The sequence below is a fragment of the Streptomyces sp. NPDC012794 genome, from assembly GCF_042901085.1.
Classification (GTDB): domain Bacteria; phylum Actinomycetota; class Actinomycetes; order Streptomycetales; family Streptomycetaceae; genus Streptomyces.
In genome coordinates, this window is sequence record NZ_JBIBCI010000019.1 from 34,226 (window position 1) to 47,041 (window position 12,816).

General features: G+C 75.3%; 8 protein-coding genes. 3 read left to right on the top strand and 5 right to left on the bottom strand.

Annotated elements, in window-relative coordinates:
* Positions 1–41: 41 nt before the first annotated feature.
* From ACFY7H_RS28050 to ACFY7H_RS28070, 5 genes are all read right to left on the bottom strand, one after another.
* A complete protein-coding gene (locus tag ACFY7H_RS28050; protein WP_388943397.1) occupies positions 42–917 on the bottom strand; it encodes an aminoglycoside N(3)-acetyltransferase in 876 nt (291 codons plus the stop codon).
* The gene (gene fxsBH / locus ACFY7H_RS28055) at positions 914–3,169 is read right to left on the bottom strand and encodes a radical SAM/SPASM protein FxsBH, inactivated beta-hydroxylase extension form (RefSeq protein WP_388943400.1); all 2,256 of its coding nucleotides are present in this window, start codon (positions 3,167–3,169) and stop codon (positions 914–916) included. Before fxsBH ends, ACFY7H_RS28050 begins: the two co-directional genes overlap by 4 nt.
* 27 nt (positions 3,170–3,196) lie before the next feature.
* Complete coding sequence (gene fxsA / locus ACFY7H_RS28060; RefSeq protein ID WP_388943403.1) at positions 3,197–3,361, bottom strand: FxSxx-COOH cyclophane-containing RiPP peptide; 165 nt, start codon at positions 3,359–3,361, stop codon at positions 3,197–3,199.
* A gap of 300 nt (positions 3,362–3,661) precedes the next feature.
* Positions 3,662–4,513, bottom strand: a complete 852-nt coding sequence (locus ACFY7H_RS28065; RefSeq protein WP_388943597.1) for an alpha/beta fold hydrolase — start codon at positions 4,511–4,513, stop codon at positions 3,662–3,664.
* A gap of 184 nt (positions 4,514–4,697) precedes the next feature.
* The gene (locus ACFY7H_RS28070; RefSeq protein WP_388943407.1) at positions 4,698–5,831 is read right to left on the bottom strand and encodes a DUF3533 domain-containing protein; all 1,134 of its coding nucleotides are present in this window, start codon (positions 5,829–5,831) and stop codon (positions 4,698–4,700) included.
* A gap of 144 nt (positions 5,832–5,975) precedes the next feature.
* Here ACFY7H_RS28070 and ACFY7H_RS28075 point away from each other — a divergent pair, with 144 nt between their 5' ends.
* The 3 genes from ACFY7H_RS28075 to ACFY7H_RS28085 all read left to right on the top strand — a co-directional run bounded on the left by ACFY7H_RS28075 (position 5,976) and on the right by ACFY7H_RS28085 (position 12,802).
* Positions 5,976–9,611, top strand: coding sequence for a DNA polymerase III subunit alpha (locus tag ACFY7H_RS28075; protein ID WP_388943410.1), 3,636 nt, complete (start codon positions 5,976–5,978; stop codon positions 9,609–9,611).
* The gene (locus ACFY7H_RS28080; protein WP_388943413.1) at positions 9,608–10,912 is read left to right on the top strand and encodes a hypothetical protein; all 1,305 of its coding nucleotides are present in this window, start codon (positions 9,608–9,610) and stop codon (positions 10,910–10,912) included. The genes ACFY7H_RS28075 and ACFY7H_RS28080 overlap by 4 nt, the downstream gene beginning before the upstream one ends.
* A gap of 1,029 nt (positions 10,913–11,941) precedes the next feature.
* A complete protein-coding gene (locus ACFY7H_RS28085) occupies positions 11,942–12,802 on the top strand; it encodes an esterase/lipase family protein (RefSeq protein WP_388943415.1) in 861 nt (286 codons plus the stop codon).
* The last annotated feature ends 14 nt before the right edge of the window (positions 12,803–12,816 follow it).

The window sequence follows — 12,816 nt, forward strand, 5'->3', positions numbered from 1 at the left end:
TTCCGGAGCTGCTTCGCCACATCCCCTCATCGTTCAGTCAATCAGCGTCTGTTTCCGGTCATCCAGGCCTGAGCGTGGTCCACGGCATGCGGAATCGAGAAGGACACGGCGGATGTCCCTCCCACCCGCCCCCTGCGCACCAGTGAATCCGGAAACGCCCGGCCGATCTCCTCGAAATCTCCGTCGTCCAGCGCGACGTCCTCGTACGTCGTCCACTCCCCTCCCCGGGGGAGCCCCCGCCGCCCTTCCGGATGGTTCACCTTCACCACGCAGTCGTACATGCGCAAGGGGGGTTTCGGAATTCGGTACTCCGCGAGATGGAAAGCCGTACAGGCCGAAAATCCCACATTGATCATGAGTACCCGTCCTCCCTCCCGGCACAGCTTTCCCAGGGGGGACTCCTCGCCCAGGTGGCTTTCGGTGCGGTGGCCGGCGCACAGCCGGTGCGCGTCCGCGCCGAGCGCGGCGAAGGACGTCTGAGGGTGGCCGCTGCGGGCGGCGCCGGGGGTGGTGCGGACCACCTCGGCGAAGGCGCCCACGCTCTGGCTCGGGGTGAGCTCCGGGTCGAAGGGCGGCATCCGCGCCCGGAAGGCCGCCACCTCCGCCTCGTCGAGGCCGGCGATACGGGCCAGGTGGGCGGTGGAGGTGAGGGAGTTCTCCGCGGTGAAGGCGGGGACGAGCAGCGTGCCGCGGGGGCCGAGGGCCGCGAGCAGGGCGTCGCGCAGGGCCTCGGCGCACAGCCCGGTGCCGCCGAGGGCGGCGTGCACCAGCAGGCGCTGCCCGGGGCGCACGCCGAGCAGCCGCAGCTGGGCGGCCAGCCGGTGGGGGGCGGGAGGGGGTGTCGGGTCGGGTGGGGCGGGCGTGTCGGGTGGGGCGGCGGGGGCTGCCGGGGTGGTCGGGCCGGCCGGGGTGGTCATGCGTCGACCGCCTTCAGCTCCCAGCGGAGCTCCTCCACCAGCCGCTTGCCCGTCACCGTCAGCTCCGCCGCCTCCGCCAGCCGGTCCAGCGCCCGGTGGATCCGGTCCGTGCCGCCCGGCTCCTGCGTGCCCGTGGCCCGGCGGTACGCCTCCACCGCGACCCGCTCGTACACATCGGCCAGCAGCCGCGACACCGGCACCGGGCGGGTCCGCCAGGGCGAGGGGTGCTGCCAGGCGCCGTCCAGCGCGTACAGGTCCGCCACCTCGGTCAGCTCGCGCAGCCGCGCCCGTCTCCGGCCGGTCAGCAGGGCCAGCGCGGTCTCCCTGACTCCGGCGGCGTACGGCACCCCGAGCGCGCCCGGCCCGTGCCGCCCGGCCTCGCCCCAGCCCCCGGCCCGCGGGCCGCCGGCGAGCGGCGTCAGGGTGCCCAGCCCGGCGGCGGCCGCCCGCGCGAACCCGGGGACGGTGCGGTGCAGCAGTGCCAGGGCCGCGTCGAGGCGGCCCCGCCACTCGTCGGCCTCCCCGGCGCCGAGCCGCAGCCGGGCCGGGCGGGCGAAGCAGTTGCGGTACGGGTCCAGGTCCTCCAGCGCCACCGCCGGCCCTCCGGAGCGGGGCGACCAGGACCGTACGGGCAGCCAGCGCGCGTCCCCCGCCGCCGGGCCGAAGCGGTGCTCGGTGCGCCCGGCCCGGACGACGGCGTACCCCTCGCCGGTGCTGTGCAGCACGGCCCGCCCCCGGGTGCCGGGCTCCCCGAGCCGCAGCAGCCCCAGCGTCGGCAGGTACACCTCCCCGTCGCGGTAGGACACCTCGGCCGGCAGCTCCAGCCCGCCCCGCAGCACGGCGGCGGCCGTCAGCGCGGCGAGCCTGCGGGCCGCGCCCGGGCCGTCCGGGCGTCCCTCCCGCACCGCGTCCAGGGCCTCCAGCACCCAGGTCCGGGTGAAGGGGTGGCCCAGTACGGCGTCCAGTGCCCCCGCGCCCGCCTCCCCGGCGCCCTCCACCCCGGCCAGCAGCTCCCAGGCGCGCGCCCAGCCGGGATCCCCCGCGAGGTCGCGGTGCAGCCGGGCCAGCAGGACCCGGGTCAGCTCCTCCTGCGACCGGGCCAGTTCGGCCGGGTCGGCCAGCTCGGGGGCGGTTTCGCGGGCGGCGGTGCGTCCCTCGACCCCGTCCACCAGCTCGCGCAGGTCGGAGCAGTAGACGGAGGGGTTGTCGAAGCCGTTGGCCTCGCGGTAGCGGTGCGTGTAGAGGCCGCCTCCGCACGAACGTACGACAGGGCAGCGGCGGCACGTGCCGCTGACACCCGCCAGCCCCAGCTGCCGGGCCCGGACCCCGGGGTGCGCGGCGACCTCGTCGAAGGTGTGGTCGAAGACGTTGAACCCGGTGGCCGCGGCCCCGTCGAAGGCGCTCTTGAGGGAGTCTGCCTGCTCCAGCGTCCCGTCGGTCTCCACCACGACGAGGTCGGCGGGGGCCAGCCCCAGGGATTCCGTCAGGCTGGGCCCGCCGCGCAGCGTGGACAGCAGGGACTCGAAGAGCCGTACGGGCACCGGCCGTTCCAGCCGCTCCCAGCGGTCGAAGGCCCGCAGCAGCCAGCGCGCGTACGCGTCCGGCGCGCCGCCGGGCCGCTCCGGCGGGGTCTCCCAGGTCGCGTGGGGGAGCAGGAAGTCCACCCGGGGCGGCTCCAGCGCGACCAGCGCGTCCAGCACGGCGACGGGGTCGTTGGCCACGTCCACGGTGCACAACAGGCCCTGGTAGAGGTGCCGGTAGGGCGCCGAACGCAGCAGTGCCAGGGCGGCCAGTACCAGCGGGTGGCTGGAGCGGCCGTCGGCGAAGCGGCGGTGGCGGTCGTTGGCCGCGCGGTCCCCGTCGAGGGAGACGCCGACGCGGACGCCGTACTCGGCGAAGAGGTCCAGGTAGCGGCGGCTGAGCTGGAGCCCGTTGGTGTGGATCCGCAGATCGAGGTCGGCGGTGCCGGCGAGCGCGTGGGTGAACTCCTCGCACACGAGGCGCAGTCGGTCCGGGCCGGCCAGGAGGGGTTCCCCCCCGTGGAAGATCACCGTGACGGAGGGGAGTGCATGGTCACGGGCATGTTCGGCGAGCCGCGACGCGGTCTGGGAAACGACCCCGGGGGAGATCACTTTCGGCCGGGCTTGCCAGCTCTGATCTGCGTTTTCGTAGACATAGCAATGATCACAAGCGAGATCGCATCTGCTGTGAACCTTCAGGACGATCTCGCGGAAAGCGATCGTGCGGGTCATTCCACCAGTCTAGAGCTCAACTCGTGGTCAGAGCGCGGAGTTGAAGATCGGTGCCTGAACGCGACGACCGGATTCCGAGGGAAGCACCCGCTCGAGCGCCGCGGCGGCGGAAGCGGCGCGGACGTCGATCTTCGCGAGCGGGACGCGACGGTCCTTGACCGCGCTGGTCGGGGGGGTTGCGGAAGTGTTCACGACACCGTCCTCGGGGAGGCCATCTAAAATGGGCGGAAAGACACCGGCGCGTTGCCGGGCGTCAAGCGTGGACTTTACTCGCCCATACCCCATTGGCAACCGAGGCATGACGCCTGGCCAAGCGTTCTATAGAAAGGGTGGTGCATTTATCGAGGACCGCATTCGGCCGTTTGCCGCAAGCCGCAAGCCGGTCCCCCGGGCGGGACGGCTTAGGTCGTCTCTTTCGGGTCTTGCCAGGCGTCGCGGGTCTGGGGGCACCTCCCAGCGGTAGCTGGGGGAGCAAGATCCGGAAGAGACGGCCTAGGCGGGCTGCTGTTCTCCCAGGGGCTCGCGCAGCAGCCAGTTGAGTACGCCGGGCAGCGCGCGCAGGGCCGCGAAGTGGGCGGCGGAGGGGTCGATGGCGGTGGTGGCGCCGGGGATGCGGCGGGCCAGCCAGCGGGAGTGGCCCACGGGGGAGAAGACGTCGAGCTCCCCGTGCCAGAGCAGTACGGGGCAGCGGATGCCGGCAGGGTCGAAGCCCCAGGGGCTGCTGAAGGCGAGGATGTCGTCGATCCAGCCGTACGCCGAAGTGCGCACTCCTTCCCGGTAGTTGCGCAGCAGCATCGACCGCAGGCCGGCGTCCGAGACGATCACGCGGTCGCTGGCGGTCAGCTCCCGGCGCAGTTCGTCCAGGAGCCGGCCGGGGTCCCTGGCGATACCGGCGGCGCGCGGGATCAGCCGGGCCGCCAGCTCCTCGGGGTCGTCGGTGGCGGTGGTGTACTCGCGTACGTTCGAGGCGGCCATCCCGGCGAACCAGTCCAGGTCCTCCGCGTCCCTGGGGGCGATCGGGACCAGGGCGGCGGTCCGCGTGACGCGGTCCGGCAGCAGGGCGGCGCAGGCCAGGGCGCCGGGAGCGCCGCCCGAACGGCCGGCCACCGCGAAGGTGTCCAGCCCGAAGGCGTCGGCGATGGCGGCCACGTCCTCGGCCACGTCGGCGACGCTGCGGCCCGGGTGCCGTTCGGAGCCGCCGTAGCCGGGCCGGTCGTAGGCGATGAGCTGCATCCGCCGCTGGTAGAGCACCATGCCGCGGGGCGCCGGGCCGAGCCTGCTGCCGGGCATCCCGTGGAGCAGGAGGACGGGCTTGCCGTCCGGGTCGCCCCAGCGTTCCGCCATCAGGGCGCGGCCGTCCGCGGTGCGCACCACTTTGCGCACGCGCTCCCTCCCTCACGTCCGACGCGGGTGGTCAGGCCGATTGTGCTCCCCGGTGGGGGAGTGCGGTAGGGCGCACTCGGAGGGGAATTCCCGTGCGAGCCGCCGGGGAGGGCTCGCGGCGGCGTCAGCGGTGAGGGCGAGGCGGTCACGGCCGGGGGCGCTCGGCGGGCTCCGCCGCCCCGCCGGCGAAGCGGGGGACGGACGGGGCGTCGTCGGAGAGGCCGCTGCCCACCGCCGCTCCCGGGCGGCCGCGGCGCGTGACCGCGCAGGCCATGGTGATCACGGAGCCGGCCACCGCCCACGCGGCCAGCACCAGCATGGGGGCGGCCGCGCCGTTGCCCTTGAAGTACGCGATGGAGCGCGCGGCGTACGTACCGGCGCCCGGCGGCAGGGCCGGGCCGATGTCCCGCCAGAACGGCGGCAGCAGCGGATACGGGTAGGCGCCGCCCGCGCTCGGGTTGCCGAGGACCACGACCACCAGGATGGCCAGGCCGATGCCGACCACGCCCGCCACTCCCTGGAAGGCCAGGGTGAGCGCGCCGACCGCGAGGACGACCAGGGTGCCCAGTCCCCACAGGGCCGGGACCGAGCCGGGCAGGGCGCCCAGCACCGGGCCCGCGATCACGGCGCCGAGCAGCCCGGCGGTGACCGAGTACAGGAGCAGCGCCCCGAGCCGGATGACCGCGCGGTGGAGGTTGGCGGGCCGGGCGCCGGCGCTGATCGCGAGGATCGCGGCGCACAGGTAGCCGCCCACGCACCAGCCGACGACGAGGTAGAAGGAGCTCAGGCCGCGGCTGTCGCCCCGGTCGGCGGGGGCCACGTCGACGACCCGGAGGGTGCGGCCCCGGGCCTTCTCGGCCCGGCCGACGATCTCCTCCAGGGCCTGGGAGAGCGAGGCCCCGGAGCCGCTCGCGACCAGCAGCCGGTCGGTGGTGCCGGACGGGTCGACGACCAGCGCGCCGTCCACGTCCCGGTTGCGGATCTGGGCGAGCGCCGTCGCCTCGTCCTTGACGGCGCGGGGGTCGAGCGGCCCGCCGGGCAGGGCGTCGAGCCGCTTCGCGGTCTGCTCGGCGACCGGTCCGGCGGGGGCGGCCACCGCGATCGGGATCCGGCTGGGCCGCGGGTGGTGGAAGGCCCCGATGTACGAGGTGATGAAGGCCAGCTGGAGGGCCAGCACCCCCACGACCAGCAGGGCTGCCCGGACGCTCACGGCGTCCTTGATCTCGGCGAGGAAACCGGCGGACGGTCCTTCGGGGCTGCTCTTGGCGGGCTGGGTCATGGCTCCCACGCTGGGCGCGCGCGGGGTCCCGCGCAGCAGGGGCGGCCCGAATGGATGATCGAACAACTGTTTCGCACGGATATTCGAATTGCTCTATGGTGGAGAAGGGGGAGGTCGAAGGTCGAGCGAAGCAGGAGGCCGCGGGTGCCCGGGTTCACGCATCTGCACACCGTTTCGGGGTTCTCCATGCGGTACGGAGCTTCGCACCCGGAGCGGTTGGCGGAACGCGCCGTCGAGCGCGGCATGGACGCCCTCGCCCTCACCGACCGCGACACCCTCGCGGGCGCGGTGCGGTTCGCGAAGGCGGCCGCCGGGGCCGGGATCCGCCCGCTGTTCGGGGTGGACCTGGCCGTGTCCCCCGCGGGGGCGCCTGGTGGGCCGTCGGCCGGTGCCGCCGGGGAGGTCTCGTACCGCAGGCGTACGCCCGTCAGGGGCGGGGCCTTCGTGGACGAGTCCGCCCCGCGCGCGGTCTTCCTGGCCCGGGACGGGGCCGCCGGATGGGCGGAGCTGTGCCGGATGGTCACCGCCGCCCATGCCGCCGCCCCGATCGGGCGGGAGGAGGGGGCCGGCGGCGTCGGCCCGGGCCCCGGTTCCGGCGCGGACGCCGCCGTCTCCGGGGCGGGCGGGCTCGCCGGCCCGGACGCCGCCGCGGGCGCCTCCGGCCTGGCCCTGCCCGCCCCGGCCGGCCGGGCGCAGCCCCTCCTGCCCTGGGAGGCCCTGCGCGGCGACGGGGTGTTCGCACTGCTCGGACCCGGCTCCGAGGTGGGCCGGGCGCTCGCCGCCGGACGCCCCGACCGGGCCGCGCGGCTGCTCGCGCCGTGGCGGGAGGTCTACGGCGACGCCCTGCGCCTGGAGGCCGTCCACCACGGCCGCACCGGCACCGGCCCCGGCTCGCTGCGCCTGGCCGCCCGTACCGTCGGCTTCGCCGCCGAGCAGGGCGTCACGGCCGTACTGACCAACGCCGTCCGGTACGCCGACCCGGGCCAGGGCCCCGTCGCGGACGTCCTCGACGCGGCCCGCCGGCTCGTCCCCCTCGGCCCCCGCACCACCCTCGACAGCGGCGAGCGGTGGCTCAAGGACCCCGCCGCCATGGCCGTGACCGCCGAACGGATCGCCGAGGCGGCCGGGCTGCGCCCCGCCGACGCCCGCCGGCTGCTCGCCCGGACCCGGGAGACCGCCGAGTCCTGCTCCGTGGACCCCGAGGACGACCTCGGCATCGGCTCCGTGCACTTCCCCGAGGCCCGCCTCGTCGGCGCCGCCCACCGCACCGCCCAGCGGGTGCTCGCCTCCCGCGCCTCGGCCGGCATGGTGCTGCGCGGCTACGCCGGCCGGCGGGAGTACTGGGACCGGATGGAGGAGGAGCTCGACATCATCGCCCACCACGGCTACGCCTCGTACTTCCTGACGGTCGCCCAGGTCGTGGACGACGTGCGCGACATGGGCATCCGGGTGGCCGCCCGCGGCTCCGGCGCGGGTTCCCTCGTCAACCACCTCCTCGGCATCGCGCACGCCGACCCCGTCGAGCACGGGCTGCTGATGGAGCGCTTCCTGTCCAAGCGCCGGCGGGTGCTGCCCGACATCGACATCGACGTGGAGTCCGCCCGCCGGCTGGAGGTCTACCGCCGGATCATCGGCCGCTTCGGCGCCGAGCGCGTCGCCACCGTCGCCATGCCCGAGACCTACCGGGTCCGCCACGCCATCCGCGACGTCGGCGCCGCCCTGTCCATGGACCCGGCCGCCGTCGACCGGCTCGCCAAGGCCTTCCCGCACATCCGGGCCCGCGACGCCCGGGCCGCCCTGGCCGAACTGCCCGAACTGCGCGAGGTGCGGGAGGAGGAGCACGGGCGGCTGTGGGACCTCGTCGAGGCGCTGGACGCGCTGCCGCGCGGGATCGCCATGCACCCGTGCGGGGTGCTGCTCTCCGACGCCTCGCTGCTCGCCCGTACCCCGGTGGTGCCCACCAGCGGCGAGGGCTTCCCCATGTCCCCGTTCGACAAGGACGACGTGGAGGGCCTCGGGCTGCTCAAACTCGACGTGCTGGGCGTGCGCATGCAGTCCGCGATGGCGCACGCGGTCACGGAGCTGCGGCGGGCGACGGGCCTCGACCTCGACCTCGACGACCCCGCGCAGGTGCCCCCGGGCGACGGGCCGACGTACGAACTGATCCGCTCCGCCGAGACGCTGGGCTGCTTCCAGATCGAGTCCCCCGGACAGCGCGACCTGGTGGGCCGGCTCCAGCCGGCCGCCTTCCACGACCTGGTCGTCGACATCTCCCTCTTCCGGCCCGGCCCGGTCGCCGCCGACATGGTGCGGCCCTTCATCGAGGCCCGGCACGGGCGGGCCCCGGTCCGCTTCCCGCACCCGGACCTGGCCGACGCGCTGCGCGAGACGTACGGGGTGGTGGTCTTCCACGAGCAGGTCATCGAGATCGTGCACGTCATGACCGGCTGCGGGCGGGACGAGGCCGACCGGGTGCGGCGCGGGCTCTCCGACCCGGACTCCCAGGGCCGGATCAAGGCCTGGTTCGCGGCGGCGGCCGCCGGGCGGGGCTACCCGCCCGAGGTGATCGCCCGGACCTGGGAGATCGTCGAGGCCTTCGGCAGTTACGGCTTCTGCAAGGCGCACGCCGTGGCCTTCGCCGTGCCCACCTACCAGTCGGCCTGGCTGAAGGCCCACCACCCGGCGGCCTTCTACGCCGGGCTGCTCACCCACGACCCCGGGATGTACCCGAAGCGGCTGCTGCTGGCGGACGCCCGGCGGCGGGGCGTGCCGGTGCTGCCACTGGACGTGAACCGCTCGGCGGTCGCCCACCGCATCGAACTGGTGTCCGATGACCCAGGCCGGCCGGAGCGGGAGCGATGGGGGCTGCGGCTCGCCCTGGCCGACGTCCACGGCATCAGCGAGGCCGAGGCCCGCCGGATCGAGGCCGGACAGCCGTACGCCTCCCTGCGCGACTTCTGGGACCGCGCCCACCCCGGCCGCCCGGTCGCCGAACGGCTGGCGCAGGTCGGGGCGTTGGACGCGTTCGGCAGCAACCGCCGTGACCTGCTGCTGCACCTGACGGAACTGCACGGCGCCCAGCGTGCCGCGGGAGCCCGGGGCGGAATCCGCGGCGCGGCCCAACTGCCCCTCGGCGGCGGCCGGTCCACCGCCTCCGTCGGGCTGCCCGACCTGACCGACGCCGAGCGGCTCAGCGCCGAGCTGGGCGTCCTCGGCATGGACACCTCCCGCCACCTGATGGGCGACCACCACGCCTTCCTCGCCGAGCTGGGCGTGACCCCGGCCGCCCGGCTGAGGGACACCGGGCACGGGCGGACCGTACTGGTCGCGGGCGCCAAGGCGGCCACCCAGACGCCGCCGGTCCGCTCCGGCCGCCGCGTCATCTTCACCACCCTCGACGACGGCACCGGCCTGGTCGACCTGGCCTTCTTCGACGACAGCCAGGAGGCTTGCGCGCACACCGTCTTCCACTCCTTCCTGCTGCTCGTACGGGGAGTCGTGCAACGGCGCGGCCCGCAGAGCCTGAGCGTGGTCGGCGCCGCCGCGTGGGACCTCGCCGAGCTGGTGGAACTGCGCGGCCGCAGCGGCCTGGAGGCGGTCACCGCCCGGCTCGCCGAACCCCTGGCCGCGGGGGGCGGCGCGGGCACTGGGGGAACCACCCGCCGCATCCACCTCCCGACCGGCTACGAGATGAACCCCTGGGCCGACCTCCAGCCGCCCGGGGACCGCGCCGCGACGGGCCGCAAGCTGTGGCACTCCAGCCCGGGGAGCGCGGGATGACCGGCACGGGCGCCACCGCCGGCGTCCTCCACGTCCGCTGCGCCCCCGCCCTGTCCGGGGAGGGCTACCGCGAGGTGCTGGAGCTGCTGCGCGAGTTCTCCCCGCTGGTCCAGGCCCTGCCGCCACGGGCCGCGCTGGTCCAGGTCCGGGGCGCGCAGCGGTACTTCGGCGCAGACTCCGCCCGCATCGCGGAGGTGATCCGGCTGCGCGCGGTGGCCCGGCTGGGCACGGACGTCCGGATCGGGGTCGCCGCCACCTGGGCGGTGGCGGCCATGGCCTCCGCCCGCGTCCCGGGACCGGGCGGGATCCTGGCCGTGCCCGAGGAGGCGGTGGCCGGCTTCCTGGACCCCCTCCCGGTGGAGGCGCTGCACGGGCTCGGCCCCCGGCAGGCCGAGGTGCTGCGCCGGTACGGGCTGCACACCGTCGGGGCGCTCACCCACGTCCCGCCCGGGGTCGTCGAGCGCATCCTCGGCAAACGGGCCGGCCGGCTCGCCGCCGAGCGCGCCCGCGGCATCGACCCGCGCCCGGTCACCCCGCGCGACCTGCCCTCCTCGGCCGCCGTCCGGACCGGCTTCACCCGCCAGGAGCTGGACGGCCCGCACGCCCGGGCCGCGCTGCTCGGCCTCGTGGTCCGGCTCGGCGCCACCCTGCGCGGACGCCGCCAGGCGGCCCGGTCCCTTTCCCTGACCCTGCAGTTCGCGGGCGGCACCCGGTGGGAGAAGTCCCGGCGGCTGGCGGAGCCCTCCGCCCACGACGAGGACCTGCGCACCCTCGCCTACCGCCTGATGGACGCGGCCGGCCTGCAACGGGCCCGGCTGACCGGCATGGTGCTGCGCGCGGAGGACCTCACGGGCGCCGAGGGCGTGACCCGCCAGCTCACGCTGGACCCGGTCCGCGAGTCCCGCCTCACGGTGGAGGCCGCCATCGACCGCGCCAACGCCCGCTTCGGCCCGGGCACGGTCCGCCCCGCCTCGGTCGCGTCCCGCGCCCCGTCAGACGCCGTCCAGCATCAGCCGGGCCGTCTCCGCGCGCAGCGGGGTGGTCTGGGCCTGGATCAGGTGGAACTGGGCCTCGCGGGAGAGCCGGCCGGCGGTGTGCCCGTACTGGATCGCCCGTCCGCCCGCCACCGCCACACAGGTCGCCGCCGCCCGTACGGCCAGGTCCAGGACGGCGGCCCGGAGGGTGAGGCGGTCCCCGGTGCGCTCGCCGCGCGGGACCTCGTCGCGCAGGGCGTAGGCCTCGGCGCGCAGCCGGGCGGCGCGCTCGGCGAGGCGCAGGCCCAGCCCCTCGTACGAGGGTGACCGGAGGAGGAAGTCGGCGGTGGCGCGCAGGTGGCCGAAGACGGCCGGCTGCGCGTCGGCGTTCTCCAGGTCGTAGGCCCGGATCCAGTCGGCCCTCGGCAGCAGGCCGACCACCCGGTCGTCGGGTACGCGGACGTCGCGCAGCTCGACGGTGGCGGTGTGGGTGCCGTCCATCGCCCACAGCGGGGCTCCCGCGACGGCGCTCAGACCGCCGTCGGTGCGGTCGACCAGGGCGAGCACCGCCTCGCCGGACGGGCCGGCGGCGCCGGTGAACACGGTGTCGGCCAGGCCCCACCCCGTCACCCACGGCATCCGTCCGTCGAGCCGCCACCCGCCCGGGACCCGCCGGGCCGTCACGGGCGGGTCCGGATGGCGCAGGAAGGCGAAGCCCGCGGTGGCGCGCACCCTTCCGCGCGCGAGGTCCGGCAGCCGGCTCTCGCGCAGGGCGGCCCCCGCCGGACCGGCCGCCTGGTGCAGGGCCTTGGCCAGCGGGACGTGCTGGGTCCACACGAACCAGGTCGACGGGTCCACCGCCGCCAGCACCTCGTGCACCTCCCGGACCACCTGACGGGCCGTGGGCCCGGCCGCGGCATCCGGTTCGTATCCGACCAGCCCGTACGCGCCGGCGGAGGCGAGCGCGTCCAGATGCGTGTGCGGCACCCCGCTCACGGCGGTCCGCTCGGCCTCCGGGGCCAGGACGCGTACGGCGGCCTCCGTGACGGCGGCGACCAGCGGGTCGGCCGCCAGGCCGGGCGGGGTGGCCAGGGCGGTACCGGCGCCGGGGGTCTTCGGCATGGCCGCGATCACCTCAAGTCCGTTGTCAGGAGCGCCCATTGTTCCTGAGCGGTACTGGAGGAGGGCTCGACACACCAGTTTTTACCGACACGTAACTTCCAAGTCCCGCTACTGGAACGTAATTTGGCCACAGCAGCCCCCCCTTGTGATCCGGATCACGGGACGAATCCCCACGTCTTTCCCCTTGACCCGCCCCCCGCCACCGCTGGGCGGTCCCCCCATGGAGGTCACACGATGCTGCCCTGGAGACGCCTGCTCCGCCCGCTGGCCGTCCTCACCCTCACCGCCGCCGCCCTGGTCGCCCCCACCGGCGCGGCCCAGGCCGCTTCCGCCCCCAGCAGCGGCTGGAACAACTGGTCCTGCAAGCCGTCCGCGGCCCATCCCCGCCCCGTCGTCCTCGTCCACGGCACCTTCGGGAACTCCGTCGACAACTGGCTCGGCTTCGCCCCCTACCTGGTCCACCGCGGCTACTGCGTCTACTCCCTCGACTACGGCCAGCTGCCCGGCGTGCCCTTCTTCAACGGACTCGGCCCCATCGAGAAGTCCGCCGGCCAGCTCGACGCCTTCGTCGACAAGGTCCTCGCCTCCACCGGCGCGGCCGAGGCCGACCTCGTCGGCCACTCCCAGGGCGGCATGATGCCCCGCTACTACCTCAAGTTCCTCGGCGGCGCCGCCAAGGTCAACGCCCTCGTCGGTCTCGCCCCCGACAACCACGGCACCACCCTGTCCGGGCTCACCCAGCTCCTGCCGTACTTCCCCGGGGCCGAGCACCTGATCAGCACCGCCACCCCCGGGCTCGCCGACCAGATCGCCGGCTCCGCCTTCCAGCAGAAGCTGAACGAGGGCGGCGACACCGTCCCCGGTGTGAAGTACACCGTCATCGCCACCCGGTACGACCAGGTGGTCACCCCGTACCGGAGCGCCTTCCTCGACGGGCCGGACGTACGCAACGTCGTACTCCAGGACCTGTGCGCACTGGACCTCTCGGAGCACGTGACCATCGGCCTCACCGACCGGATCGCCTGGCACGAGGCGCTCAACGCCCTCGACCCCGCCCACGCCGAACGGACCACCTGCGCCTCGGTCTTCGACTGAGACCGGGGCGCCGA